The 25,355-nt window shown below is 39.4% G+C and carries 25 protein-coding genes; 8 read left to right on the top strand and 17 right to left on the bottom strand.

Annotated features, from left to right (window positions below; genetic code table 11):
* Positions 1-302: 302 nt before the first annotated feature.
* From TOL2_RS14020 to TOL2_RS13990, 6 genes are all read right to left on the bottom strand, one after another.
* Positions 303-890 (bottom strand): NADAR family protein, encoded by a 588-nt coding sequence (locus tag TOL2_RS14020; RefSeq protein ID WP_014958074.1) that lies wholly within the window; start codon positions 888-890, stop codon positions 303-305.
* A gap of 4 nt (positions 891-894) precedes the next feature.
* On the bottom strand, positions 895-1,956 hold the full coding sequence (locus tag TOL2_RS14015) for a phosphoribosyltransferase-like protein (protein WP_014958073.1): 1,062 nt from the start codon (positions 1,954-1,956) through the stop codon (positions 895-897).
* Between the two features lie 216 nt (positions 1,957-2,172).
* Positions 2,173-3,713 (bottom strand): IS3 family transposase gene (locus TOL2_RS14010; RefSeq protein ID WP_408605375.1). Its coding sequence is split into 2 segments (ribosomal slippage): positions 2,173-3,254 and positions 3,254-3,713, totalling 1,542 coding nucleotides; the frame shifts between segments, so codons are not numbered across the junction.
* A gap of 277 nt (positions 3,714-3,990) precedes the next feature.
* Entirely contained in the window at positions 3,991-4,809 is an 819-nt protein-coding gene (locus TOL2_RS14000; RefSeq protein WP_014958071.1) for an ImmA/IrrE family metallo-endopeptidase, read from the bottom strand.
* A complete protein-coding gene (locus tag TOL2_RS13995) occupies positions 4,809-5,216 on the bottom strand; it encodes a hypothetical protein (protein WP_014958070.1) in 408 nt (135 codons plus the stop codon). The genes TOL2_RS14000 and TOL2_RS13995 overlap by 1 nt, the downstream gene beginning before the upstream one ends.
* Complete coding sequence (locus TOL2_RS13990; RefSeq protein WP_014958069.1) at positions 5,209-5,796, bottom strand: hypothetical protein; 588 nt, start codon at positions 5,794-5,796, stop codon at positions 5,209-5,211. The genes TOL2_RS13995 and TOL2_RS13990 overlap by 8 nt, the downstream gene beginning before the upstream one ends.
* Before the next feature lie 152 nt (positions 5,797-5,948).
* Between TOL2_RS13990 and TOL2_RS23680 the strand changes: the two genes are divergently transcribed.
* Genes TOL2_RS23680 through TOL2_RS13975 form a run of 3 tightly spaced genes read left to right on the top strand, consistent with a single transcriptional unit; the run spans position 5,949 to position 8,242 of the window.
* A complete protein-coding gene (locus TOL2_RS23680) occupies positions 5,949-6,626 on the top strand; it encodes a multiubiquitin domain-containing protein (protein WP_014958068.1) in 678 nt (225 codons plus the stop codon).
* Positions 6,601-7,785 (top strand): ThiF family adenylyltransferase, encoded by a 1,185-nt coding sequence (locus TOL2_RS13980; RefSeq protein ID WP_014958067.1) that lies wholly within the window; start codon positions 6,601-6,603, stop codon positions 7,783-7,785. The genes TOL2_RS23680 and TOL2_RS13980 overlap by 26 nt, the downstream gene beginning before the upstream one ends.
* Complete coding sequence (locus TOL2_RS13975) at positions 7,775-8,242, top strand: DUF6527 family protein (protein ID WP_041279531.1); 468 nt, start codon at positions 7,775-7,777, stop codon at positions 8,240-8,242. Before TOL2_RS13980 ends, TOL2_RS13975 begins: the two co-directional genes overlap by 11 nt.
* Before the next feature lie 604 nt (positions 8,243-8,846).
* On the opposite strand, the gene TOL2_RS13970 is transcribed toward TOL2_RS13975, so the two are convergent.
* The 5 genes from TOL2_RS13970 to TOL2_RS13940 all read right to left on the bottom strand — a co-directional run bounded on the left by TOL2_RS13970 (position 8,847) and on the right by TOL2_RS13940 (position 13,550).
* Positions 8,847-9,539 (bottom strand): hypothetical protein, encoded by a 693-nt coding sequence (locus TOL2_RS13970; RefSeq protein WP_014958066.1) that lies wholly within the window; start codon positions 9,537-9,539, stop codon positions 8,847-8,849.
* A 130-nt stretch (positions 9,540-9,669) separates the two neighbouring features.
* Entirely contained in the window at positions 9,670-10,572 is a 903-nt protein-coding gene (locus TOL2_RS13965; protein WP_014958065.1) for a hypothetical protein, read from the bottom strand.
* A 233-nt stretch (positions 10,573-10,805) separates the two neighbouring features.
* Positions 10,806-11,684, bottom strand: a complete 879-nt coding sequence (locus TOL2_RS13955; RefSeq protein ID WP_014958064.1) for a nucleotidyl transferase AbiEii/AbiGii toxin family protein — start codon at positions 11,682-11,684, stop codon at positions 10,806-10,808.
* On the bottom strand, positions 11,677-12,294 hold the full coding sequence (locus tag TOL2_RS13950) for a type IV toxin-antitoxin system AbiEi family antitoxin domain-containing protein (protein ID WP_014958063.1): 618 nt from the start codon (positions 12,292-12,294) through the stop codon (positions 11,677-11,679). Before TOL2_RS13950 ends, TOL2_RS13955 begins: the two co-directional genes overlap by 8 nt.
* A 290-nt stretch (positions 12,295-12,584) precedes the next feature.
* On the bottom strand, positions 12,585-13,550 hold the full coding sequence (locus TOL2_RS13940) for a DUF2726 domain-containing protein (protein ID WP_014958062.1): 966 nt from the start codon (positions 13,548-13,550) through the stop codon (positions 12,585-12,587).
* Positions 13,551-13,925: 375 nt separating this feature from the next.
* Between TOL2_RS13940 and TOL2_RS13935 the strand changes: the two genes are divergently transcribed.
* Complete coding sequence (locus TOL2_RS13935; RefSeq protein ID WP_148278077.1) at positions 13,926-15,377, top strand: transposase; 1,452 nt, start codon at positions 13,926-13,928, stop codon at positions 15,375-15,377.
* A 52-nt stretch (positions 15,378-15,429) separates the two neighbouring features.
* Here TOL2_RS13935 and TOL2_RS13930 read toward each other — a convergent pair whose 3' ends face one another.
* Together TOL2_RS13930 and TOL2_RS13925 are read right to left on the bottom strand one after the other, a co-directional pair.
* The gene (locus TOL2_RS13930; protein WP_014958061.1) at positions 15,430-16,302 is read right to left on the bottom strand and encodes a restriction endonuclease; all 873 of its coding nucleotides are present in this window, start codon (positions 16,300-16,302) and stop codon (positions 15,430-15,432) included.
* Between the two features lie 86 nt (positions 16,303-16,388).
* A complete protein-coding gene (locus TOL2_RS13925) occupies positions 16,389-17,225 on the bottom strand; it encodes a hypothetical protein (RefSeq protein WP_014958060.1) in 837 nt (278 codons plus the stop codon).
* An 18-nt stretch (positions 17,226-17,243) separates the two neighbouring features.
* Between TOL2_RS13925 and TOL2_RS13920 the strand changes: the two genes are divergently transcribed.
* The 3 genes from TOL2_RS13920 to TOL2_RS13910 are packed head-to-tail and all read left to right on the top strand — an operon-like array spanning position 17,244 to position 20,001.
* Positions 17,244-18,131, top strand: a complete 888-nt coding sequence (locus tag TOL2_RS13920) for a tyrosine-type recombinase/integrase (protein WP_014958054.1) — start codon at positions 17,244-17,246, stop codon at positions 18,129-18,131.
* Positions 18,128-19,036, top strand: a complete 909-nt coding sequence (locus tag TOL2_RS13915; protein ID WP_014958053.1) for a tyrosine-type recombinase/integrase — start codon at positions 18,128-18,130, stop codon at positions 19,034-19,036. The genes TOL2_RS13920 and TOL2_RS13915 overlap by 4 nt, the downstream gene beginning before the upstream one ends.
* Positions 19,027-20,001 (top strand): tyrosine-type recombinase/integrase, encoded by a 975-nt coding sequence (locus TOL2_RS13910; protein WP_014958052.1) that lies wholly within the window; start codon positions 19,027-19,029, stop codon positions 19,999-20,001. The genes TOL2_RS13915 and TOL2_RS13910 overlap by 10 nt, the downstream gene beginning before the upstream one ends.
* A gap of 259 nt (positions 20,002-20,260) precedes the next feature.
* Here the strand turns inward: TOL2_RS13910 and TOL2_RS13905 are convergent, their stop codons facing one another.
* From TOL2_RS13905 to TOL2_RS25165, 4 genes are all read right to left on the bottom strand, one after another.
* Positions 20,261-20,863, bottom strand: a complete 603-nt coding sequence (locus TOL2_RS13905) for an HD domain-containing protein (RefSeq protein WP_014958059.1) — start codon at positions 20,861-20,863, stop codon at positions 20,261-20,263.
* Positions 20,864-20,906: 43 nt separating this feature from the next.
* Positions 20,907-21,755, bottom strand: coding sequence for a hypothetical protein (locus tag TOL2_RS13900; protein ID WP_051012390.1), 849 nt, complete (start codon positions 21,753-21,755; stop codon positions 20,907-20,909).
* On the bottom strand, positions 21,743-23,203 hold the full coding sequence (locus tag TOL2_RS13895; RefSeq protein ID WP_014958057.1) for a B12-binding domain-containing radical SAM protein: 1,461 nt from the start codon (positions 23,201-23,203) through the stop codon (positions 21,743-21,745). Before TOL2_RS13895 ends, TOL2_RS13900 begins: the two co-directional genes overlap by 13 nt.
* 191 nt (positions 23,204-23,394) lie before the next feature.
* Positions 23,395-23,538, bottom strand: coding sequence for a hypothetical protein (locus tag TOL2_RS25165; protein WP_173391127.1), 144 nt, complete (start codon positions 23,536-23,538; stop codon positions 23,395-23,397).
* Between the two features lie 402 nt (positions 23,539-23,940).
* Between TOL2_RS25165 and ltrA the strand changes: the two genes are divergently transcribed.
* Entirely contained in the window at positions 23,941-25,281 is a 1,341-nt protein-coding gene (ltrA, locus tag TOL2_RS13885; protein WP_014957509.1) for a group II intron reverse transcriptase/maturase, read from the top strand.
* The last annotated feature ends 74 nt before the right edge of the window (positions 25,282-25,355 follow it).

Below are 25,355 nucleotides of genomic sequence, written 5' to 3'. Positions count from 1 at the left end.
CAGCCCCTGGTTCCGGCGCAAGGCGCCGGGGCCAGGGGCTGGACGAAGTCAGCACCGCGTTCCAGGCGGCGCAGCCGCCTGGAACGTTGCTCTTCTGCGGTCGCGGCTGTTTGCGACCCGTAGCAAGAGCATTGTTGGGACCCCGTATTTAAATTCTTAAGGTGCTGTTTTTTGGGTCAAAAACGTTATCCCAAGCCAATTCTTAAAGTTTTTTTAGTTCTTTATCTAATATTTTCAGTATATTGACTTGGTCCGATAAGAATATGGAAGAATAATTCTAACCGGAAAATAGATGTTTTAAATTACAATAAACGATCCTCATGAATAACGTTAAATTGATCAAAATGAATTTGTTCTCCCAGAAATTTAAAATTTGGAATCTTTGGAATTGTTAGCTTAAATGTATTAGCTTTGAGTTTTTCTCTTAATTCCATTAGTAAACGGCCTAAGGCATTTGTTCCTATATAAAAAGGACCTTCTTGTATAGCACCCCAAACTTTATCTTTATCAGTGTACTCTACAATTGGTAAACCATTCGTATCGTATAAAGCTTCTGAAAACGTATTCATATTCTGATATAGTTTTAGTTCAATACAAAATTTCATAATTTTAAACCTATGAAAATCCCAATCACTTCTTGTTCTCTCTATTTGTGTTCTTCCATATTTTTTTGCAGAAATGGGGCTCGAATAGCTAATGATCTTTTTCTGAATATGAGGATAATCCGGAAACCGGAGTGCTTGGTAGAGTGCTTCTGAAGTCTTAATTTTAACCCCTTTTATGAACAAAGGGAATCCGGGAGCCATGTTGGACAAACCACCATGTTTTCTTTTTGTGCTTTTAAATGTTATGCACTCATTTTTTTTATATTTTCGAATACTCAATGACATAATTCTATTTTAGCCCTCTGTTTTGGACAGGAAATAAAGGATGCCAATTATTAGCCCCCCACCAATAAACTAAAGGGCAAGTATTTGAAATGTTTCTCCAAGTAAAAAAATGGCTACCGGTGCCCAGTGTTTTAAATGACGGCGGTGCCATTCCCAGAGGTCTTAAACTCTGAGCACATAAATTATCAATTGAATTTATAATCTGAATACCTTTGTCTAAAATAATATTTTCATATCGAATTCTATCTTCCTTGCTGGAATAAAACTTTTCAATTTTTGGAAAATCAGGATTTCGAAAAGCCAATTTTTCATTCCTCATTTCATAACTTCTTTCGAAAGCTTCCTCAATAAATTTTAGGAATTCTTTTCCCTGATCACTTTCGATTGGATAAATATGGTTAAATTTTGGATTTGGATGGTAATAGTTTACGTGTGGATTATTATCAATCTCCGCCACTCTATAATACTTTAATTGTTTTTTTATTTCATTTCCAAATTTTTTACTCAGAACAAATTTACTGTTACTTAACCCCCAACTATGTAAAATGAAAAACAAACCGATAATTCTAATATTTGAATCCAAAAATTTTTCAACGCCATAGTTCTCAATTTCATTTTCAATATCAATTCTAAAAGTTCCGCCAGAAGCTAAAACGTCATCAATATAAAGCCAATTTTTTATTTTTTTTGAACCACAATCCTCAATCGCATAATCATACTTTTCTTGTAATATGTCATCAACAAAATCTAACAATATTTTTTGACTTTTTTCCTCTTCTTGACAATCTAAAAATTCAGTTTCATTCAAAAAATCTTGGACTGACTGATAACCGAAATCTTTGCGCAGCACTTCAAAATTATTAGCTAAAATTCGGAGTGTTTTGCTTTTTGACAAGTAGCTTTTGGGTAAAATATGCAACAATTCAGTTAAAAGAAATTTTTGATCGTCTTCATCAAATTGGCAAATCCACCTATTAATATGATTTTCATCGATTGTTGGGAAAAAGGGATCATCTTCTCTGTAGTCTTTTATTACTTCTAATATATCACTGATTAAAGCTTCCACATTCTTCACCTATTTTTTATGATTTTAGAAAGTCATTTAATTGATTAATTGAAAAGGTTGTTTTTACTAACGGTGGATGTCAAGCAAGATGTCGCCTTTTTCTAAAACACTTTGTTAATATTCCCGCAAAATCCCCTCATGACCTCCGACGGATAATTTGAGGATCCATTCTCGCCCATGAGGGATTTTTGCTAATGCTATACCCATTTCTGACATCTATGCAGCCCTCTTTGCCGTATCAGTGGATTGTTTTACCTTCTTAAATCTTTTTAAAACAACCTCTGTAACGGGTTTCCAGTTCCTTGTTTTTTTTGACCATCTTTCAGGATGTTTCGTTTTAGCCTTCTGATACACATGATGACGATTTTTAAGGATTTGTATATCCCTGCCGTTGTGTCGATCTTCCGGAGTGACATAATTAATGCCGCTATGCAGATGCTCCTTATTATACCAATGAATAAAACGATTTGCCCATTCTCTGGCATCAAATAGATTTTCAAATGGTTTGTCCGGATATTCCGGTCGATATTTTAATGTCCTGAACAATGACTCTGAGTATGGATTATCATTGCTGATACTGGGCCTGCTGAATGAGGGAATAACTCCCAAATCCTGAAGCTTTGCCAGCATGGTGGCAGATTTCATGGGAGATCCATTATCAGAATGCAAGGTGACTTGTTCTTCTGAAATTTTTTCTTGATTGCAGGCATCCGTTATCAGTTCAGCTGCCAAATCACCGGATTCATATTCATAAACTTGACATGCCACGGCTTTTCGGCTGTATAAATCCATCACCATATATAGGTAAAAGAACCTGCCCCTTACTGTTGACGGCAAATACGTTATGTCCCAGCTCCACAACTGGTTCGGGGCATTTGCAATCAATGGATCAGGACTGTGCCTTTTTGCGGGAAGACTGGATTGACGGTGTTTATTCATTTTTAAGTCCCTAAGAATTCTGTACATGGTTGATTCAGAACCCAGATAAATTCCCTGGTCAGCAAGTCTTGGTACGATCTGATTTGGATTGGACTCAGCAAATTCAGGCGACTCTAATACATTGACTATCCGGGTCTTTTCATCATCAGACAATTTGTTACCAGGGTCGGCTCGGGAGCCTTTTCGGCTGTCCAATAGGCCATTTTTGCTCCACCGCTGAAGGGTTCGAATGGTCAGTCCCAATAATTGGGCTGCCTTGCTTTTTCGTGCCCCTGATTTACAGGCCTCTGAAATCAATTTCAACACAGTTTTTTTGTCTTCTTGACTGATCAATCGTCCTCTGACTCCCCCCAGATTTCCTGGGCTTTTTTTTTAAGAACCAGCAAGGCTGCTGTTTCTGCCAGAGCTTTGTCTTTACGGGACAGGTCTTTTTTTAGAGCAGCGATTTCTTTTTTAAGATTTTTGTACTCTTCAATTTGTTCTTTATTCGCCTTCGGGATTATTGCTGATATGGCATCTTTTTTCCACTGGTCCAAATTATGGATAAAAATACCATTTTTGCGGCACCAGGCAGTGCGTTCGTCAGCAGTCATGGAACCTGTTTTAATTATTGCTGAAATACGTTCTTCGGCTGTCCAGTCTTTGGGGCGTTTTTCTTTTGATTTCAATTTTATGCTTCCGTTTTGTTTGTATTCTCTTAACCATTTACCGATTGTAGACCGGCCAACACCTAATTCTTTTGCAATTTCATGGTGGGGTTTGTTTCCCTGTAACACCTTTTTTAACACAGCTTCTTTTAATTGAATAGAATATCCCATATTTATCACCTCAATGCCCCAAATTTAATTTTTAATTGAGGCGACATCTATCCTGACACAGGGGGCTAATGCGGTGATCGGTTCAGTTCCTGGTTCTTGGCGCAAGGCGCTAGATCAGGGGCTGGACGAAGGCAGCGCCATATTCATGGTGGTGAAGCCGCCATGAACGACAATCTGCACAGGTGAAATCCGGTGCAGATTGATTGTTGATTTTTAAGGGCAATGAGCAAGGTTTGACCCTCCACCCGATACCCCTTCTCCGATCACCCGAGAGGAGTCAACGTTTCCATTTAAAGGCATCTAACCCTCTTGGTGCTTCCGTTGTTTCGTATTCCTCAAGCATATCAGCCTCAAAAAATTCAAGTAGCGTAAGCGATGTCCCTTCACCGTATGAGATGGAGTGTTCTAAGATCTCGTATCGCTCAGCATCCCTGCGATCAAACCAGGCAGCCGCCTTGACTTGCATTTGACTGGTGTCACTTTCGGCCATTCCATAAACTATATCAAAGGCAACACTGTCAGGAGACAAATTGTCTTGGGGAAACCAATTTCGAGGTATATCGTTTGATCGTTTGAACCATTGACGCTTATTCTGGTCATGGCAAATTAAAATTGCTGGGAAAATGCCACTCTCAATCAGTCTTAATGCAGTGGCACTCTCACTTGTCTTGAAGCGTTTCTTTAATTCAAGGACAGTATTAAAATCTGCATTTTCAAACTCTCCTGCAATAGGCTTGAACAAAAACCAGGGCATAAGAAGATCAGCAGAAAACTGATCAGCCTCCCGTTCTTTTTTTTTAGACGAATTTTTAAAATTTCCAATATCGTCCTTTGAACATTGAAAATTTTGACCTCTGTGACGCTGCCAATGTCCAAGCTCGTGGCCAATAGAAAATCGTTGCCTCTCTTCACTGTTACTTCGGTTAACTGTAATTACAGCGCGATTACCACTCCCAATGATCCGTGCTTCGCACCCGGCAAGAAAACGTCTTTTGACCTTTGCTCCAAGTGTTGATGCAATGGCTTCAAGGTTAATATCTTCAGGCGTTGCAATACCTCTTTGTAAAATAATTTGCTCAGCACACGTTTCAGGCATTATTTTTTATCCGAAGATTCGTCTTCATCAAAAACATCCAAGTCGCAAAGATCGTCATAGAGTCCCAAAATATCCTCATCCGGGATGTCTTTGCCAGAGCGAGCTGCCAGGGTGAATTCTCCAAGTTTTTCTGGATTGTTTTTAACGGCGGTCTCAATTTTTTTGCGAGCGTCTTCTATGCTAACCGGGCGAGATGGCTTGTTTTCAGGAGAGTCTTTTTCATTAACCATTTTTTTTGCGATGTTGTATCTGCATTTTTCAAAAAAGGATTTCATTTTTTGAACTTCTGATTTTACATCAATACCATCTTCAATTGCCTCGTTTAGGATCTCTTCATCCGTAGCTTCACGGATATCTTCTAATATTATTTCAAACATGTCATTTGGCTTTTTGTTGTGATTACTCATTACCATACCCTCCTGGGAATTTTTTTTCGACACGCCTTCTGAACAGTCGTCGTGCTGAGTAATATTTCTTACCATTCAGGCCTGAGAATTCTTTGAGCTCATCCGTATCCATTTCGTCCAAAATTCCCATCACAAGAAGCTGTACTGGTTCAGGGTCAGACTCGAATAACTGGGGAATAATTTCTTTAACCTTAGCCAGGTCCATTCTTGCAACTATAGCAGCCTCCGTTTCTGGCTTCACGTCATCCTTCAGATCCGCTTGATGATCACTTCCGTTTTCGTATTTAAGATTTTGCAGGCTGACTGTCGGGTTCCGCATGTACGACTTGGCATTGCTTGAAGCAATGCTTCTCATCGTCTGCCATAAAAAACTCATGATTTTCACATCTATAGGACACTTTCGTGATCCATCTAATGCTTTTTCAAATGATTTTTGGAGGATGTCTTCTTCAGGCAACCCACATTTTCTGGAAAACCATGCCGCAAATTTTTTAAGCCGCATCCAATCCGCATCAGATAGCCTTTCTATCGACTCTCCAATCTCCAAAGGTGTCAAATATTTTTTGGTGTTACTAAGCATCAAATGTGTCCTTCTATATTATAAATGCTCCACCAGTGTAAGCTTCAGACATTTATTTATTTTCGTTGTCCGCGCTGTCCGTCCCTGGAGCATAAATCTATAAGAATATAAACGTACTTGCAACCCTGCAGTACAAAATTGAGGAGATAATCATGAATAAAGTTAAAGAGAGTTACCAAGTAAAAATCGATGGGAAAAAATTCCCTTTTACCGATCCAATTGTAACTGGAACTCAACTTCTAACCACCACCGGCAAGCATCCGCTGGATGAATACTTGATTTTTCAAAGGTTGAAAAACGGGCAGTTTGAAGAAATACGTCTTGAGGAAAGCGTAGATCTGACACAGCCTGGCCTTGAACGGTTCAAGACGTTCAGAAGCGGAGAGTCATATCGTCTCACCGTTGATGGAAGACGATTTGAGTGGGGTGCACCAGAAATAACCGGGCGTATGCTCAAACGATTCGCTGGAGTAAACTCCAACGTTTTTGACGTATGGCTTGATGTTCACGGCCAGGGTCAGGATCAGATTATTGACGACACAGAACACGTTCGTCTCGATGAGCCCGGTGTTGAGCGTTTTTATACAACTCAAATCGAATTGACAATCATCGTAAATGGGCGACCCCGTGTTGTTAATAAGCGGTCATTGTCCTTTCTTGAGATCGTTAAACTCGCCTTCCCCGATGCAGAACCAGCCCCTGAAACAATTTTCACGGTGGTTTACAAAAATGGACCGAACCAGAATCCGCAAGGAAGCCTTGTCGAGGGCCAGTCTGTCATGCTTAAAAATAGGATGATCATCAATGTCACAAAAACTGATAAATCATAATAAAGACCTTAAACGGTTGCGAGACCAAGGTTACGAGATTGAGATTCGGAGTGGGCATATATTGGTCCACTCGGTCCCTTACGTTAACGAGAATCGAGAGGTGAAAGTAGGCACTCTCATTTCAGAGCTGTCTCTGTCAGGAGATCTTACAGTAAAGCCGAAAACCCATGTTATTTATTTTAAAGGCGAATATCCGTGCACTCATAACGGTACACAGATCCAACAGATTCGGCATAATAGCGCTAAAAAAATTTTGGCTGATGGCATTTCTGCTGAACATTCCTTTTCAAATAAACCCAGCTCCGGTTATGCAGATCACTATGAAAAAATAACGCAATATATAAAAATTATTTCCCATCCGGCTAAGGCTATAGATCCTAGTGTTGATCCACGAACATTCAAACCTATCCAGGCAACACCCGATGAGTCTGTCTTTAAGTACATAGACACAGCCTCAAGCCGGGCGGGGATCCAGGCCGTTTCAGAAAAGCTGGGCTCTCAGCGCATTGCCATCGTTGGGCTCGGTGGAACTGGTGCATATGTCCTTGACTATGTGGCAAAAACACCTGTTAGAGAAATACATCTTTTCGATGCGGATGATTTTCAGTCTCACAATGCCTTTAGGGCTCCAGGTGCTGCATCTCTTGATGATTTGCGGCAAAAAAATCGAAAGGTGAGCTATTTTTTCCAAGTATATTCTCGTATGCGTGAAGGCATCATCCCTCGTTCCCATATGATCACAAAAGAAACTGTCTCTGAATTGGAGGGTTTTGATTATGTATTTCTTTGTGTCGATGGTGGCAGCTGCAAGAAGAGCATTATGGACATTCTTTTAACAACTGATACCGTCGTTATTGACGTAGGGATGGATGTACAGCTTGTGGATCAAATGCTTTTGGGAACTTGCCGGGTAACAACCGGCAGCAAAAATAAAAATGACCACATTCCCTGTCGTGTTTCGATGGGCGATGATATTGATGGCCAAGAGTATGCAAGCAATATCCAAATTGTTGAACTCAACGCTCTTAACGCGAGTTTAGCCGTTATTAAGTGGAAGCAGCTCAGCGAGTTTTATCAAGATTTGGAAGGAGAGCATCACTTAACATATTCCACCAATTGTGCCCTTTTAGAAACGGACGAAAAATATTATGCGGATTAAACAGTTCAACGTGCAATTCAAAGAGTATATTCCTGAAAAACTTCAGGAAGGAGTTCTCTATATTTCCATGGAATACGCCACCGCATCTCATAAATGTGCCTGTGGTTGTGGCCAAGAGGTTGTTACGCCATTTACACCAACTGACTGGAAGTTGACATTCGACGGTGAAAGCGTGTCCTTATCACCTTCCATTGGGAATTGGAGTTATTTATGTCGTTCCCATTATTTTATTCAGAAAAACAGGATAGTGTGGGCCCAAGGTATGTCCCAGAAAGCCATCGCTTCTGGCCGAATTTTGGATAGAGTCCATAAAGCAAATCATTATGAGCAAAATGATGCCACTGGAGTGGAGCTCAATTCTTCCGCAAGGCAATCACAGGATACAAAGTCTAAATCTATGATTGACAAATTCCTGGATATTCTCGCCCGTTTCTTTGGTTTTAAGTCGGCAGGCTAAAACGATTCTGACAAGAAGTTTTTTGGCCAGGGAAGCATCCGGCTTTCCACAGTCACTTTAATCGGTTGCTTTTTCCCATGATTTTAATCCTGATGGCTTGCCATCATTAATGAACAAAAAATCTGCGGCGAAGTCCGTAGCATTTTTGTTGTTAGATTTGATGATATTGTTGATATTCTCTCTTAGAAGCCCCATTTCGGGGTCAAAATGGGGCCGCTAAGAGCAATTTTTAAGGGTTTCGAAAGATTTTATCTCTTGAAAACAAATAGTTACAAAAACATCCTTGGTCCGACCCCATTTTACCTGACACCACGAAATCATCAGCCCTCTTAAATTAGGGTCTTAACGGGACTCAATCACTTCAACCTTTCGGCTTCCGGTCTACAGACTCTCTGTCTACGCTTAACGAGTGCAGTCACCTGACACCCGCCCAAGACTCGCTCGATACTCAATGTACTGGGTCAGCACTTTTGAGACTGGACTTTCACCAGTTAGACTAAATTGCGCTTCGTGGCGCACCGCGGTCCGACCCCACCTGACCACCTGCAGCACCTGCACCTGCCGGTCCCACCTGCCTGGATCATCCCAACACCGGATGTAAAATTTATTTAAACGTAAAAGTAACAGATATCGAAGGTGATAAGCCCAGTTGAACTACAAAACCAGTAGCTTCCGCAAAATTGTTTTGGCTATACTCTTGCTTAATTTTTTGAACAGAATCAATTAACTGCTGATGCAATCTGTCTGAAATCGTTTTAATTATGCTTGACCTAAGACTCAGATTTGTTTCAGCTCGAGCTTGAATTAATAATTCTGACAATTCTGGATCTTCAATACTTGCTAAATTAGCTGGTGTCGGAATACCTGCTTTCACAAAAAGATATTCCTTTGATTCGTTTTTAATTACCGGATTTACAGAATCTGTCTCAATCCACCCCAATCGTTTCTCACCAGAAGGTTGTTCTAAGAGAATGGCATAGTGGTTGGAATTATAACCAACTACGGGATATTTCTCTCCTTTTTCTCCTGTAATAATCCCCTTTGCACCTGGAGTGATGCCATTCCAAATAGTCGTTTTTTCATCCTTTATTTCTACCTCTGTTACAGAAACTGAAGAGCTGTTTTGAGGTGTTAAAATGTATTGTCGAGCTTGGTATATTTCGTTAATTTTTTGATCCAATTCTGATAAGCTTATGGCCAATTTTCGTAAGTCAGCTTCAGAAAGTTTGAGATCTTGTGCGAAAGAGCAGTAAGGTGTTGTTACTAAAAGCATAATGATTAATGCTATTTTCTTCATACCTACCTCCTATATTTTCAATAATTAGACGAAAGGTTTCTCTGATTAGGTGTCAGCGGCTGACCTGCCCTCGTTTCTAATCAAAATAAGGGGTAACTCATAAATAGAGGGCGATTCCTATCTTTATAAATCAAATAAGCCTTTTTTTTGCTTTTACTAAGAATGAAAGCTCTCTACCAGGTGCTTTTTTTTCAGCTTCTATCAATGCGATTCTTTGTTTAGATAGTGAGAATAAGCTTTGTGTAAAATCTTTTAGCTTGAATTTTGCTAAATTTTCTATTGCCTGTGCCGAGCTTACTAAAATTGTTTCGAACGTTCCTCTTTTAAATTTTAATTTTAGAAAATTCATGTAATCTACATAATCATTAATAATAAACTCTATTTCCTGAGTGATTTCTTTTTCCGTTAAATCTTTGTTTGAGATGTTTCTTATCCATTTTCTTAAATTTAAATATCTCGCTCTAGTATCTGTCTCTTTTTTAAAGGATATTATTTCCTTAAATGGTATTTTGTCGGAAATTAGCGGAAAATCGTGTATTACAATTTTAATTGTAAGGTCTTGATTGCTTTCAGGATCAAATTGTATATTATCTGGCAAGTCGAGTGGCTTAATTGCTGTAGCAATAACGTTTCTGCTCTTATTCAGACGAGAAGCACTCACGCGTGATTGCAAATACTCATTGCAAGATTCTAAATGAGCCCTATCCATTAAAGTAAAGTCATGATAACTTGATACATCGACGTGAGTATCTTGAATATAGCCTGACAATTTACTTGCAAGTTCATACTCTTCCAGTTCGCTTTCAGCGGGAGGGTGATTATTTTGACCCAACGGCATTGGATCTATTATCTGGTTCTGTTCCATCAAATAATTTATTGTTGCTAATAACTCCTCATCTCTATGCTCAGAGAATTGATTGTAAATAATTAGCATTTCCAAACCTACGGCAGCAATTTTATCGAAAAATAAAATAGTTTTCTTAAGATCTCCAAAGAATGGTGAAAAGATATTTCCAACCCCAATATATTCCATCCATTATGTCCTTATGTAACGCGGTGCTGACCGGCACCGTGCGCCGATCAAGCAAACGCAGTTTGATTGATCGGCGTGCGGTGACCGGTCCAGCCCCTGGTTCCGGCGCAAGGCGCCGGGGCCAGGGGCTGGACGAAGTCAGCACCGCGTTCCAGGCGGCGCAGCCGCCTGGAACACCAAAATCTGCGGTTCATTCGCAGTATTTTTTTGTTGAAAATATAGTCGACTTTTAATTAATGACTTGTCTGGACACCAATTTCCTGAATCAAATAATCGTTAAAAAATGCATCAGACCAAAGATTCAATTCATCCTTTTGCCTTGAATTTTTCAAAAATGGTTCAACATCTTTTTTTGCCAGAGAAAAATCAATCGCCTTAATTTTTTCAGATAACAATTCAACAATTTTTTCTTTATCTAACACCTCTGACAAATCAAAATGGCCTGTTTGTACCATTTTATTCTTAAGATAATATAACTCACATGGAATATTATTCTTCACAAACCAGATTAAATCATACCAGTCTCGGCCTTTAATGTTGGTCCTTACAGTACGGCATAACAAGGCATGCATTTTGCCTGCAAACAAACTCGGCAATGTCATGGTTTTAATGGTAAACGGAATGGGGTGGAGATGATATTTAAGATCACTTGTAAATCCGATAGCTGGTTCCTGATCAATTTCCAATTTTATCTTCATCACAGCATTTTTGTGGGTCTTTAGATTTGAATCAATTTTTAATAAATGCATCAATGTATTTGCTTTAATGAAAGCTGAGTCAATAGAGCTTTCATTCTTCTTGGTCTTTTCTTCTGTGGAAACCTCAAAACCCCATAATTCCAATTCTGATTTTACTGCACCAAAGTATTTTTTAATATCAAAAGTATTTTCAGGCTGAATTAGTGAAAAATCCAGATCCTCAGAGAAACGGTCCAGCTTATGCAGAATTCGTAATGCGCTTCCACCATAAAAAACAGCCTTTTCATAAAATTTTGACCGCCATAAACCAAGCAACACGATTTCTTGTATGATCTCTTTGAGAGCATTCTCGTGATCATGAACCGTAAGTAATTCATACCTGCCTAACATTTGTTCAATTTTTTCATCAAACATAATATTCCTTTAAGCAATTGAGCAGCAGTTTCATACTTTGCCTTTTATATCTGGCCTTGATTTCTTCTAATAAAGATGAATCAAATTTTTTGATATCATCATAATCCAATCTCATTAATTCAAGAAATTCCTTCATTTCCTTTTCCGATGAAATATGAGTCTGGGTTGCAATGATATCGCTCAACGCCTTCTCAGGGGAGGCAATTAGAATTTTCTTTTGATCACCAGCATGTTCAAGATTAATCCCAATGTTGAAAACTTTTTTGTGGCAATATAAATAAGAAAATCTACCAACCGGTGTTTCAAACAGCTTTTTTCTTTTAGTTGTCATGCTGATAATGAGTTCAACACGTTCCGGTATCATGTTCCAGAATGCCAAAGCGGTTTGACCTGTGATATAGGAAGGCCCATAGATCTGATTCGCCAGGATATACTTATTGTAAGGCTTCTTATAATCCTTGCCCAACACATAGAGGCCTTTTTTGACCCTTAAGATATCCTTATTCTTGATCAGACCTCTTATTTTATCTCTTGGCTTTTTATAATCTCTTAAAACATGAAGCAATAAATTGTAATCAAATTCTGCTGGAAGTTGAATTAAATTCTTCATAATATTTCACCCAATATGTCTAATAAATTGGACTTACTGGGTGTAATTTATGAGCTGAATTGAAATTTGTCAAGAAAATTCTAACAATTTAACGCGGTGCTGACCGGCACCGTGCGCCGATCAAGCAAACGCAGTTTGATTGATCGGCGTGCGGTGACCGGTCCAGCCCCTGGTTCCGGCGCAAGGCGCCGGGGCCAGGGGCTGGACGAAGTCAGCACCGCGTTCCAGGCGGCGCAGCCGCCTGGAACACCCCAAATAACCGGCTCGCCCGGTTCATTTGGAAAGTTGGATTAATCTTTAATCGTTGCCAGACACTTTTTTGTCACCTTTTCTAACTTATCAAGCGCGAGATAGTCACAAAAGTGGTCTGATAGCTCAGACACACTGGTCCCTGGAATACCCTGGAAAATTACAGTTGGGATTTCTAAGTTGCGGTTAATGTCATAGCGACCACATGTAGGTGCCCCCCATTTGTAATCAACTACAGTAGTCAATTCATGAATTTTCTCGACCCCAATTTTCCCATTAGATTTCTTATAAATTCTTTCAAGTTTGTAAGTCCGTTCAACCCTTCTGGCATAATCACCAATAGGCCCTCCGCCCATCCTATCCCGTCGGAACTCGACCCAGGGATAATTATTAGTTGCTGAATGATATGTTTTATCATCAAGATAATTTGAAACTATTTTATGATTTTCAAATAGCCTTGTGGCGATTTCAACTGATGCTGGAAAACGATGCGTTAGATCGAAAACTACTGATGGATCATTCCATGGATCACCGTAATCGACATCAGATATTGACTCTGCAAATGATACTCGCTCTTCTATTTCTCTAATAATAGTTTCACTTTTAGTACGCCAAGAAACGAAACGGTCTACAATAAACTTTAAAAAGGTAGTTTTTTCATATTTAGCGATAAAAGAATCATCTATTCGAAGTATTGGCAAATCTGCGAGAGAGCACCATATATTTTTTCTATAGTCGGCTTGTCGTTTTTTAGGCTCTGAATGACAGGGGCCATCGAATTCTATGACAAATTCTGGAATAGAGTTATTATTATACACAACAAAATCGAAGGTAGCATTGTTAAATGCACGTCTATCTTTTTTAGATATTTTTTCGTTTATTTCTAATTCAATCACATTTTTGATTTGCATTTCAGGATGTATATAATAATCAGTTCCTTCAAGAGCCTCTCTGAGTTCCGAAACTGTTTTATACTCACTGGTATTAAAAAGCTTTCTCTTTTTCATATTTTAAAATGATTGATGTTTTCCAAAAGGTTTTGATCCTTCGTTTCAAAGTACTTATCAATGATTTATGTTGAAGTAGCATTCAACCACCACTTTTCGAGATGTTCGTCTATTGAATTTGAAAGCGCATTAACAACATCTTCCCCTGCAACTGGAATAATTAAAATATCACCTTGAGAACTTCTTAGATCTTCTTTTGTAAATGTTTCACTCGATGATCCAGTTTTTTTATTTGGAATGGTAAATCCAGATTAAAAATGAAAAGGCTGGTCAAGTCGATGTTATAATACAACCTTACAGGAAGTATCTCACCCATCGGATGGCCAGCCTCAATGGACAAAATAAAATAAAAATCATTTAAACACAAGAGATGATTTGATATATGCAACCGCTTCACTGATTATGTATGATGAGGCGGAAATGTTAATAAAAAAGATGTTGCCATTTGTTGAGAATTATACCGATTTATTAAATGCTGCATTAATCCAACATTCTCCTGGAATGTCGTTAAGTAGAACTCAAAAGCTTTGGCTGGGCTTCTGCATTACCGGAATAATTTTGACAAACAGCATTAATTGGTCGGCCTTCTCTCGTATTAGTGTGGGACAGTATAAAAAGAATGCTCTTTCCTGGATGTTTCGGAATTCTAAAATTGCTTGGGAACATCTATTCCATTTCAGCCTCAGTATTGTTTTTCAAACTTATGGCATTACGAAAGGGGTTATAAGTATTGATGATTCAGACAAAAAACGCAGCAAATGTACGACTAAAATCTTTGGTGTCCATAAAATAAAAGACAAATCGACAGGTGGATTTTGCATGGGCCAAGGTCTGGTGTTTTTGACTTTGATAACCCCCAAAATAACGGTTCCAATAGGCTACGCTTTTCATATTCCTGATCCTGAGATAAGTAAGTGGTCCAAAGAGGATAAAAGGCTAAAAAAAGCTGGAGTCCCAAAATCAGAACGTCCCAAAGAACCTGCAAGATCCGAAGCATACCCTACCATTACGATGATTGCCAATGAACTGCTGGAGACATTTGTAAAAAAACATCCGGCTATAAAGATAGAAGCAGTTGTTGCTGATGCCCTATATGGCAATGCCATTTTTATGGACAAGGCATCAGAAATTACAGGGACATCTCAAATAGTCAGCCAATTAAGAAACAATCAAAACATCTTGATCAAAAATAAAAAAAAATCAGTGAAAGAATATTTTGAACATTGTCAGCCGGTTGAACAAACATTATGTGTACGCGGTGGTAAGGAGGTTAAAGTGTATATTAGCTGTGCCAGAATGTATGTCTGTGCCCACGACAAAAGAAGATTTGTTATTGCGTTGAAATATAAAGGAGAAAAGGAATATCGATATCTTGTTGCTACGGATTTAACATGGCAAAATATTGATATAACAGAAGTCTATACTCTCCGATGGTTAGTAGAGGTTTTTATTCAAGACCATAAGGCGAATGAAGGATGGGGAAAACTGACCAAACAACCGGGTGAAGATGGGTCTTACAGAAGTTTGACCTTGAGCCTGCTGGTTGATCACTGTCTCCTGCTTCATCCTGACCAGATGGCCTCAATAAACAACAAACTGCCCGCAAAGACTGTTGGCAGCCTATGTGAAATCATCAAGATTGACAGCATCTTATCCTTTGTTGAAGAAATTATATATAGCGACAACCCAGAATCTTACTTTAAAAAAATCTCGGTATTTTTAAAAGAGCATTTTGTCAAATCAAACGATTCAACCAAACATATGAATCTAAGGCCATGGGGGAGACATGAACCATCACCATCTCTCAAATATAAGGCTTGTCGTTAATATGGAGATAATAACTGACATTGCAATTCTATGTCAATTTTTAAAAACTGGATCATCGAGTTTCAGCAAACCCATTCCAAGAAATAAAAAAACCAATTTTTGCTCGCCCCTTACGATTGGAAATTTTTTCTCTAAAAACAACCAGCTCATTTTTACCGCATTTCCCTGACCAGTTTTTACATTCGACCAAAATAAGCGATGATTCTTTTTGCCATATAGGGGTTGTTGATTTGTTCAAAATCACCAGATCAATTTCCTCAGTCTCTGTTTTCAATCTTTCGATAACTTCAAATCCTTTGACAAAGCTGAAAAATTTGCACATCAGTTCTTCAAGCAACCTACCCTTAATATTGGGATTCGTTTCATTCCCCACCCGTTCGATTAGCTCTGGAAATTCGAGCGATTTAAACGATGAGTATTCATTCGCAATTTCATTTACAATCGACCCAATTCTATTCTGGACACTATGAAGTATCCTATCTTTCCAAATTGAAAAATCGACACCGAAATCATATGCTTGATATAGAGTTTTGATTTCTTTAGGAATGACAATCGAATAATATAAATGACACCAATCACCTTCATCATCGAATTCAATATCTTCGATATTTTTTTCTTCTTTTTGTCTAAACTCAACGAGGCGTTTTATAAGGTCCATATGGTGTGCCATACCTAATGGAGCGGTCCACCACTTGCGATACCAGTCATGCGTCATATTGAGATGCAATTTACCGTTTTGTTTTTTGAACGTACCCTCAAGCTCGATGTGACGAATGCCTTTTGCATCAAGTTCACAAATTTCAATTTCAATATCGTCTGGTATATCAGACACTAAAATGTTTTCAGTTTCATGAGGATGAAAATGTGCTGGTTCATCAGAATGAATATAATGATTAAGATATTCTTGGAGTTCTTTTTTTTTCATTTTATTATATTAATCCAAGTATTGAACGTGGCGTTCACTGGCCCACACTGCTTGCGGGTCCAGTGCAACAATTATTCGTTAAATTGCTACGTTAGCTCTTCAATTTCACCAGTTAAGAACTTATCAAACTGAACATCTTTTATGCTCTTTAGCTTCTCTTGGTACTTCTGTGCATCAAGAAACCAAAAGCCTCTCCCGCAAGGAATGCCTGTGCGACCTGGTTTTGTATTGAATTTGGTCTCCAAGAAAAACTTTTCACCTAAGCGGTAGCCTGTAGCACTAACTAGTCGCTTGTCATTTTCTTTGGTAAGCTCGTCCAATGTATCCTGAGTTGCCAGCTTTTGTAGCCTTGAGCTGCCCTGCCAGTTAACAGGCCACGCTTTGCCCGCCTGATCTATTACTTCAACTTTATATATTTCTGTGATGGCTATTCCATCTGGAAGTGAAATACTAATTTCCGTTTTTTCACCTTCGCCAAGCTTTGCTTTTTGCTTCGGTTCTTGATGCCAAAGCCAACGCCCATTTTTATGCTGCCAAGGCTTGGTAAGTCTTTGCTTCCAATCTCTTGGTGTAATGAAGTATCTGATATTGTCAATTGTAACAGGCCTTCTACCAATGGATCGGATAGTCAACTTGTGCAAAGGTTGATTTGGCGAGTTAAAACCAAAAGACGACTCGCAGAGGAGTTTGGTCTTATCTAAACCGTGCTGTCTAAATCTTAGCCAAAGCCCAAGCAAACCAGCAACGGTACCAATTGTCCCGGTAACTGCTCCCCATATTGCTAACACTTCAGTTTGACTCATAACTATCCTTTTTAACCCCCAAACCCCGCGGTTAGAAAAAAAAAGGAATTTGTAAGGTGTAAAAATTGTAGTAGAAGCATAGAGAACCTCCCAAACAGATATTTTTAACTTTTCTCCCAAAAAGAAAGGAGATCCTCTATGCTGGAAATCAAGATAGACCATTTTCTCGATTATTGTAAAGTGTCAAATTTTGCAACCAGATCCATTCAATCATTAAGGGTAAGACTAAATGAGTTTGCCCGGTTCCTTGACAAAGTGCCGGTAGACTCACTCCAGGCTATCTCGTACAAGCATTTAAAAGAATTTATTACCCAATATCAGAGTCCTTCAATTCATGTCAGAAAAGCCCGCATCTGGAGCTTGAGGCAATTTTACCATTTTTTAAAAATGAACGGATGGATAAAAATCAATATTGCCTCAGACTTTCCCTATCCCAAGATTGAAAAGACAATCCCGCATTTTTTGACCATCGAAGAGTTCAATACCCTTTTGACTTTTTTTTATCGCCTGGCATCCGATACTGCAGGGTACAGAAACCTTGTCATGATTATGATGCTTGGGCTCCTTGGTCTGAGACTATCCTCTGTTCTTTGTCTGAACATAGAAGACGTGGACATTGAAACCGGGCTTTTGCAAATCACAGAAAAGGGGGGAAAACAAAGACCGCTGATCATGCCGAAGGTTTTATGCCATATTCTGGACCAGTATTTTTCTTTTCTTAATGAAGAACAAGGGCCCTTGTTTTTATCTAAAAGGAACAAACGGCTTTCTCCACGAACCTTGCGTGATATCTTCCAAAAGGCGGCAGATTCGCTTGATATTGATAAGTATTTTCATGCCCATCTTTTTCGTCATACGGCTGCGACCCATTTGAACAAGGTGTCCGATCCAGAAATAACCAGGCATGTCCTGGGGCATGTGCGAAGCAACAGCACCCGGAAATATACTCACCTTAATCCGGATCAATATGCGGTATATATGCAGGTCCACCCTTATATGGGGTTAAACGCGGAGGTGAGTCCATGATTGCTCTGTTGGATGAATACAGAACACAGTTGTCTGATGTCTGTGGATACGCCAATCAAACCGTTGAAAATTATGCTTCCTGTATGGGCAAGTTTGCCCGGTATTTAAAAGAGCAGAACAACATCCCTGTCACCCAGGCCCAGGGGACGCACATTTGTCAGTGGATAGCACATTTAAAACAAGAAGGTTTCAGTTACAGCCGGATGGAACATCATCGATCCGCCTTAAAAACATTTTATACCATGTTGGTTAAACTGGATATCATGGCAAAAAGTCCGGCCCAAGCATTGCCCAAGTTAAAGAAAAACGGCCCCAGCACAGTTATGCCGGTATCAAAAGCCATTGTTTTTAAATTATTAAACAGTATCGACCGGTCCACCTGGATGGAGAATCGAAATCACCTTATCCTATCTTTTTTGTGGGCGCTTGGTTTAAGGGTCAGTGAGCTTACCCGGCTTGTCATTGGATCTTTTGAACCCGGGCATGGTCCTAAAATCGGGCTTTTGCGGGTAAAAGGGAAAAACAAAAAACAGCGGGCTTTATTTGTGGTGGATAAATTATATGACAATCTTTTGGCATATCTGTCCCACCCAAAGACATTAAAATTTAAAAAAGATCCCATGTTCCCGGTTGAAAGTGGTACGGCCATCTCAACCGATCGGGTTCAAAGAAAATTGAGGCAGTATTGCAAAAAAGCCGGTATCACAGAAAGAATTACTCCCCATGTACTCAGGCACTCCTTTGCCACTGAAATGTATCACGCCAGGGTACCGCTTCATGCCATCCAGGCGATGATGGGACATTCCAATACGGCTGAAACCGCAATTTACATCAAGGTGGATGACAGTTTTAAACAGGAAGCCTTAAATCAGCTGGTTATTAATGGGAGGATGTCATGGGAGTAAACACAACTAATTTTTTTAGCCATATTGAATCGTATATGAATTATCGATCAACCGTGTATGACATCAGTGAACAGACTATTAAAAGTAATCGTTGTGACCTTAAGCTTTTTAAAGCTTTCATGGATGAACACCAGCATGAAACAATCACCGGTCCTGTGGTGATGGACTTCCAGCAATATTTAAAGGTTAAGCGTAAAAACTGCGGCGGGTCTCTGAACCGAAAATTGTTTACCCTGCGAAGTTATTCTCATTATTTAAGACTCCAGGAGGTGGATGAATCTGAAGATTTGCCTTTTAAGAATATTCTAAAAGTCCGACAGGGATATCGAAACCGTCCGGATGCTTTGACCGCCAAACAGATCAAACAATTTTTAGATACCATCGACCGAAGTACATGCCTTGGTGTCCGGGATTATGCCATATATGCCCTGATGTATTTATGCGGTCTCAGGATCGGAGAAGTCTTCGGCCTGGACCTCACCAATATTGATTTAAAAACCAAAGAAATCACCGTGACTGGAAAAGGAAAAAGAATCCGCACGCTTCACTTGAGCGATGAATTGTTCCAGATCCTGTCGGAATATCTCGCCGTAAGAACCTTTTTTTATAAAAATGAGTATCGAAATGCCCTGTTTATCTCAAAAAAAGGAAACCGTCTGGCCATTCGTACCATGGAGGACAACTTCAAAAAGATCGTTTTAAAATCAGGCCTGCAAACCCGGTTCAATGTGTCTTGTCATACTCTGCGCCATTCCTTTGCCTCCCATCTCAATGATCAAGAAGTGGATATGCTTGTGATTAAAAGCTTAATGGGACATTCAACAACGAGAAGCACCGAAATTTACATCCATCCTTCAATGCAAAAAGTACGGCAGGCAATGGAAAAACTACCCGGCGTCATTTTTATGAATGAGCTTATAAAAAACGGAGGTGTTATTTTTAGTTTTCAAGAGCTTCGCACATAGCCGGAATACGATCTGGATATTACTTGTTTTTTTAAAAATATCTGTTTTTATGGATCAGTGCGCTTAAAATTCATTTTTTATAGATTTTAGGTGTTGCCATAGAAATAAAGTTATGCCACTGTTCGTTACTGAACGGAGTTTTTCTTATCTTTTTACTTCAGGCACCTTCCAATTGCACATAACTTTTGTTCTGACCGCGCGGTTCGTTTCCAAATAACCGGTTTATCCGGTTCATTTGGCTTGTTTGAATGGAAAAATGTTACCATTTGGTTTCTTTACTATATTGGTCTAAAAATTGTCGCATGTATTTATGTCTACGTTCAGCCTCCGCAAGGGCAGTCTTAAAATGAAAATAATCTTTCATTTTAAGTAATTTATTATTGATATGATTATACGCCGTGTTTTCTTTCTCAATAAAAGGGGGAAACCCGAAAACAATTCTATTTTCACCTGAATATGAAAAAACTCTTACTAACCCATGGGTACCAATTGATTCTAGAAAATCAGCATCCCTTAACAGGTAAGATTGCATAGATGATAATTTTTTAGATTTATCGAAAAAGTCCCACGATGATTCAATAATTGAAGTATGCACCTGGTCATATGTTTCTTTATCGACTCCTTGTCTGATCAAGAAATCTTTAGCGATAGCCGCAGATGCTACAACATCCTCTCCAGACTTATCTTTTAACTGGATTATGTCATGAAACAGGGCCGAAATTTTTGCTACTTCACCCTCAAGAGATTCTTTTTTACATATTCGTTTAACATTCTCATAAACACTTATGGCATGGGAATAATCATGAGATAAAGTGTTTTTTTTATAAAAAGGCTTAATAAATTTTATAATTTTTTCGTACATTGGACTCACCTGAAAAATTGGAGATAGAATTGTTTTTTTAGAATCACCATGGTTTTTTCCCCGCATTAGCCAATTCATCGTTTCCAAGTTCTCTCATCACATGATATTTTACATTTTTATACAAGTTGGGATAATTTTTAGTATTCCCCTCAGATCTGCGGAATATTGCAAATAGATGCCCTGATTTTATACTATGTTTCGTCAAAAAATCATAGACATCACTCAGTTCGCCACCGTTTACAAAAGATTCGTCAACAATGATAGCTTTGGTGTTGCTTAAATTAGTTGATGTGTTTTGCCCAACTAAAAACCAATCAAGATTGTTATTTTTTGTGCCAGTATTGATGTCAAAAACTAATAGAGGTTTTCCTAAAATTTTAGATACTACAAAATTTAGAACAAGGGCAGAAGTAGAGGGTGTTGCTATGTAATCGTAATAAATATTCTCTTTTTTTGATTCATAATAAATATACGAAGCAAATGCTTTCGCTATTTTAATTAGGTTTTCTTCATTATTGTAATAAGTTTTCCTTAAATTTATAAAGTATTCAACTCTTTGAACTGTATTGCTATCGATCTGATAGTCGCCTTTCTCGATCGACTCGATAATAAAAAAATCTATAGCCTTATATGCTTCTTCATTGTTTATTAAATGTCGCTCTCCGTGAAACAATCTATCTGAAAAAGAAGAAATCTGATCATATTTTGAAAGCAAGCCAACTTCTTGAAGTATTTCATTAACTTCTCTAATTCTTTTTACTTTCAGTAGATTCTTCAACCTTGTTGGTAGAAAACCGAATCCATCTGCCACATCAAAAATGGTCCTTACTGATGCCAAAACGACAATAATTAAAACAACGACTCCACCAATGTTATTAATCATAGGCCACATTTTTCAACTCCTTGTTTTTTGCCTTTGTTTTCTAAAAAAGTATCAATTAAAAAATTTCTTGCTTTTGTAATTTCTTCATTGTTCATCACATCAGTGCTAATAATTGATTTCAATGTTTTCTGGTATCTATCTTTGGGCTCAGGACATGAAAGAAAATCATTAAAATTGTTTGACTCAAACTTAATTCTTTTATCGCTAAAGAATTCTGTCCCAATATGAGGGATGAAAAAGCTAACAGCCATCCCGGTTGGTACGTTTTTAGTTATAAAATCTGCTGTTTTAAATATGGAATTCCAATTTTGACCAGGAAGACCTACCATCAAATACCATTTAACTCCCAATCCGGCTTCTTTTGCTGCATCAGTCAATAAAGAGACACAAGATAGACTTGTTCTTTTATTTATCCTTTTTAAAAGTGATGAATCCCCAGTTTCAACTCCAATACTGATACCTCGACATCCACTTTTAGAAAGTTGATTGAAGTACCAAACTAAATTTTTAAAATTATTTCCACTAAGATTATCAAGATATCTGTTTACCAAATCGTCTGCTCTAATATTAAAAACCCACTCTATCATCCCTTGCCTGAATGTATTATTTAAGAGCGTTGATAATTCTAATGGTCTTCCAAAAGGATCGCTAAATGTATCATCGACTATATGAAATAACCTTATCCCATTTTTAAAATATTGAATAAATTCTTCGCATATTCGTTCAAGACAAACAAATTTTCTATAGTTATATATTTGGGGTATTGAACAAAAGGAACAGTTATGATTGCACCCTATGCTTGTCTGAATTAACGCAATAGGGGTTTTGATTATACCGTCATGCGCTATAAATCCTGATGTGTCATAGAGACTCAAATCAAGCAATGTTATGGAATTCGAAGAGAGAGGATAATTATTTATGGAAACTAATGATTTCGAAGTGTCCTTATAGTTTCTATGCCCATCATAAATGATATTCTCAGCACGATAAAAAGGAGCATCATTTAGAATGTCACTCGCAATTAGTGGGAAACTTTCAATACCTTCTCCAACATTAATTACATCAAATAGATTGTACACCAGTAATTGTTCTTTTGCCAGAGAAGCGTGCGGTCCGCCAATTACAAATTTTGCATTCGGATTTTTTTCTTTCAGAATCGAACAGATATTCACAGCCTGGTTTATTTGTGAGGTGGTTGACGTAATTCCTACAAGATCAAAGCACTCCAAACTACTAATATTCTTTTGACTAAGTGATTTTAAGGACGACAAATCTTCAATCACAATTTGATATTCACTTGCTTTTTTATCTATGCTTCCGTATTTCTCTACCAATAGATTATAAAATGGCTTGGAACTCAAAGCACTTGCCAAAGACATTAATTCAAGAGGTAGTTTTGATATTTTTCCATTAACTAATGTTGGAGAAGGTGGCTTCAGTAGAAGAATTCGTTTCATATTTTTGATATAAATTTTAAAAAATTAACGCGGTGCTGACCGGCACCGTGCGCCGATCAAGCAAACGCAGTTTGATTGATCGGCGTGCGGTGACCGGTCCAGCCCCTGGTTCCGGCGCAAGGCGCCGGGGCCAGGGGCTGGACGAAGTCAGCACCGCGTTCCAGGCGGCGCAGCCGCCTGGAACGTTGAATTCACTGGTTTCGCGCTGTTTGCGAAATCCAGTGGAATGATTTGTTGTGTGCCGGGCACGGCACACGTCTTAAGGGTGAGCCTGCATCTTCCTTTATGGAAGTCAAGGCAAGTCCCAAGCCCAGCCAGATGGAGGCGAAGGGCATAGTGTTATCACAACGGGGTCCCGGTGACGGTACTCCGGAAGGCAGTGGCTTCGCCGAGGCGGAGTGGCACAAAAGTACGGGGTGACGTACAGAAATCGAGTTAGGCGTGCATTTGCGGGACGAGCCTGCAACACAAGGTAAAGTCCTCTATCCATTATAGGCAATGTCCGTATACTCGGCACCCACGTATTGAAAGACGTGTGTTTTACCCCGGGAGATCTTCCATGCTGCCCTGGGATGCCGCGTGCGGCAGAAATTGGCTGAGGGCAGGGTAACCTGCTCCGACCGCATGGAAGAAGTCAGCAGAGGGCATAGTAGCCGCAGGAAAACGAGCCGTGAATTCCACGGAGGACTCACCCCGGTGAAGGCCCGAACGGTGCCCGGACCGAATGGTACGGGTAAATGATAGAGACAAATAGGAGGTGTATACTTATGGACATATTGCCACAGCAGATGGAAATGTTCACAGCGTTACAGATCACCGAAAGTCCGACAGAAAGTTCCCGACTCATGGAGTTTATCCTTGAAAGGGGAAACATGTTCAGAGCATTAAAAAGGGTCCGTAGCAACAAAGGGGCACCTGGAATCGACAACATGACCGTTGATCAACTACCGGGTTACCTCAGACGCCACTGGCCCAAAGTTAAGGGAAAGTTGCTGCAGGGAAACTACAAGCCATTACCGGTGAAAAGGAAAGAAATTCCTAAACCCGATGGCGGAGTAAGACTGCTCGGCATTCCAACAGTTTTGGATCGTTTGATCCAGCAAGCCGTCAGCGAGATATTGCAGCAAATATGGGACCCGCATTTTTCTGAGTCCAGTCATGGATTCAGACCTGGAAGATCCCAGCATGATGCCATACTCCAAGGCAAAGTTTATCTGCTCTCAGGATATACACACTCTGTTAATATGGATCTTTCCAAATTTTTCGACAGAGTGAACCATGACCGCCTCATGAGCCGTCTGGCTGAAAGAATAAAGGATAAGCGGGTTCTCAAGCTTATCCGAAGTTACTTAACAGCCGGTGTCATGATCGACGGGGTGGTTGTATCTGCCGCTGAAGGAACTCCTCAAGGCGGCCCTCTTTCACCAGTGATTTCAAATATCGTTTTGGATGAACTGGATAAAGAGTTGGAGAAAAGAGGGCATAAATTTGTCAGATACGCTGATGACTTTGTCATATATCTCAAGAGCAAGAAAGCGGCCGAACGTGTTATGAAAAGTGTTACACGGTTTATAACCGTAAAGCTCAGGCTCAAGGTCAATGAAGAGAAAAGCAAGGTCAGCCGACCATGGCTGGACAAATTTCTCGGCTACACATTTATCAGTATGTGCGGCAAGACCAAGATCCGCATACACCGGAAAACAATCGAGCGCTTCAAAGAAAGGGTTCGAGAATTAACAAACCGGAACTGTGGTCTAAGTCTTCCCCAGATCATTGATAAATTGAATATGTACATCAGGGGATGGTGGAATTATTACTGTCTCACCGAAGCAAGACACATATTCAAGTCCTTGAACGGCTGGATTATCCGCCGCTTGAGATGTGTTGTATGGAAACAGTGGAAAAATCCCGGAACGAAAATCCGGAACCTGCTTAAACGAGGCATACCGTTTCAATATGCCGTCACTTGCGGAAATTCCCGCAAGAAACACTGGCGCATGAGCAGGGTTAAATGGGTTGTCATGGCTCTGCCAAACAAATATTTCCTTTCTCTTGGATTATTTCTGCCCGGGAACTAATCTGCCTGATCAGCCGAACCGCCGGATACGCGATCCGTATGTCCGGTGGTGTGGGAGGGCTCCTCAGTGATGGG

It is taken from the genome of Desulfobacula toluolica Tol2 (assembly GCF_000307105.1).
GTDB lineage: Bacteria > Desulfobacterota > Desulfobacteria > Desulfobacterales > Desulfobacteraceae > Desulfobacula > Desulfobacula toluolica.
Note: the sequence above shows the minus strand (reverse complement) of the source record. Positions and strands in the feature narration are given on the sequence as shown.

Coding starts and splice junctions, on each gene's coding strand:
- TOL2_RS13990 (WP_014958069.1), bottom strand. CDS start 5,796: ATGCTTAGTAACACCAAAAAATATTTGACACCTTTGGAGATTGGAGAG.
- TOL2_RS13915 (WP_014958053.1), top strand. CDS start 18,128: ATGATTGCTCTGTTGGATGAATACAGAACACAGTTGTCTGATGTCTGT.
- TOL2_RS13895 (WP_014958057.1), bottom strand. CDS start 23,203: ATGAAACGAATTCTTCTACTGAAGCCACCTTCTCCAACATTAGTTAAT.
- TOL2_RS13920 (WP_014958054.1), top strand. CDS start 17,244: ATGCTGGAAATCAAGATAGACCATTTTCTCGATTATTGTAAAGTGTCA.
- TOL2_RS13975 (WP_041279531.1), top strand. CDS start 7,775: ATGCGGATTAAACAGTTCAACGTGCAATTCAAAGAGTATATTCCTGAA.
- TOL2_RS14000 (WP_014958071.1), bottom strand. CDS start 4,809: ATGCCTGAAACGTGTGCTGAGCAAATTATTTTACAAAGAGGTATTGCA.
- TOL2_RS13955 (WP_014958064.1), bottom strand. CDS start 11,684: ATGTTTGATGAAAAAATTGAACAAATGTTAGGCAGGTATGAATTACTT.
- TOL2_RS13930 (WP_014958061.1), bottom strand. CDS start 16,302: ATGAAAAAAAAAGAACTCCAAGAATATCTTAATCATTATATTCATTCT.
- TOL2_RS13940 (WP_014958062.1), bottom strand. CDS start 13,550: ATGAAAAAGAGAAAGCTTTTTAATACCAGTGAGTATAAAACAGTTTCG.
- TOL2_RS13910 (WP_014958052.1), top strand. CDS start 19,027: ATGGGAGTAAACACAACTAATTTTTTTAGCCATATTGAATCGTATATG.
- TOL2_RS23680 (WP_014958068.1), top strand. CDS start 5,949: ATGAATAAAGTTAAAGAGAGTTACCAAGTAAAAATCGATGGGAAAAAA.
- TOL2_RS13995 (WP_014958070.1), bottom strand. CDS start 5,216: ATGAGTAATCACAACAAAAAGCCAAATGACATGTTTGAAATAATATTA.
- TOL2_RS13965 (WP_014958065.1), bottom strand. CDS start 10,572: ATGGAATATATTGGGGTTGGAAATATCTTTTCACCATTCTTTGGAGAT.
- TOL2_RS13950 (WP_014958063.1), bottom strand. CDS start 12,294: ATGAAGAATTTAATTCAACTTCCAGCAGAATTTGATTACAATTTATTG.
- TOL2_RS25165 (WP_173391127.1), bottom strand. CDS start 23,538: ATGCCCTTCGCCTCCATCTGGCTGGGCTTGGGACTTGCCTTGACTTCC.
- ltrA (WP_014957509.1), top strand. CDS start 23,941: ATGATAGAGACAAATAGGAGGTGTATACTTATGGACATATTGCCACAG.
- TOL2_RS14020 (WP_014958074.1), bottom strand. CDS start 890: ATGTCATTGAGTATTCGAAAATATAAAAAAAATGAGTGCATAACATTT.
- TOL2_RS13905 (WP_014958059.1), bottom strand. CDS start 20,863: ATGTACGAAAAAATTATAAAATTTATTAAGCCTTTTTATAAAAAAAAC.
- TOL2_RS13900 (WP_051012390.1), bottom strand. CDS start 21,755: ATGTGGCCTATGATTAATAACATTGGTGGAGTCGTTGTTTTAATTATT.
- TOL2_RS13970 (WP_014958066.1), bottom strand. CDS start 9,539: ATGAAGAAAATAGCATTAATCATTATGCTTTTAGTAACAACACCTTAC.
- TOL2_RS13980 (WP_014958067.1), top strand. CDS start 6,601: ATGTCACAAAAACTGATAAATCATAATAAAGACCTTAAACGGTTGCGA.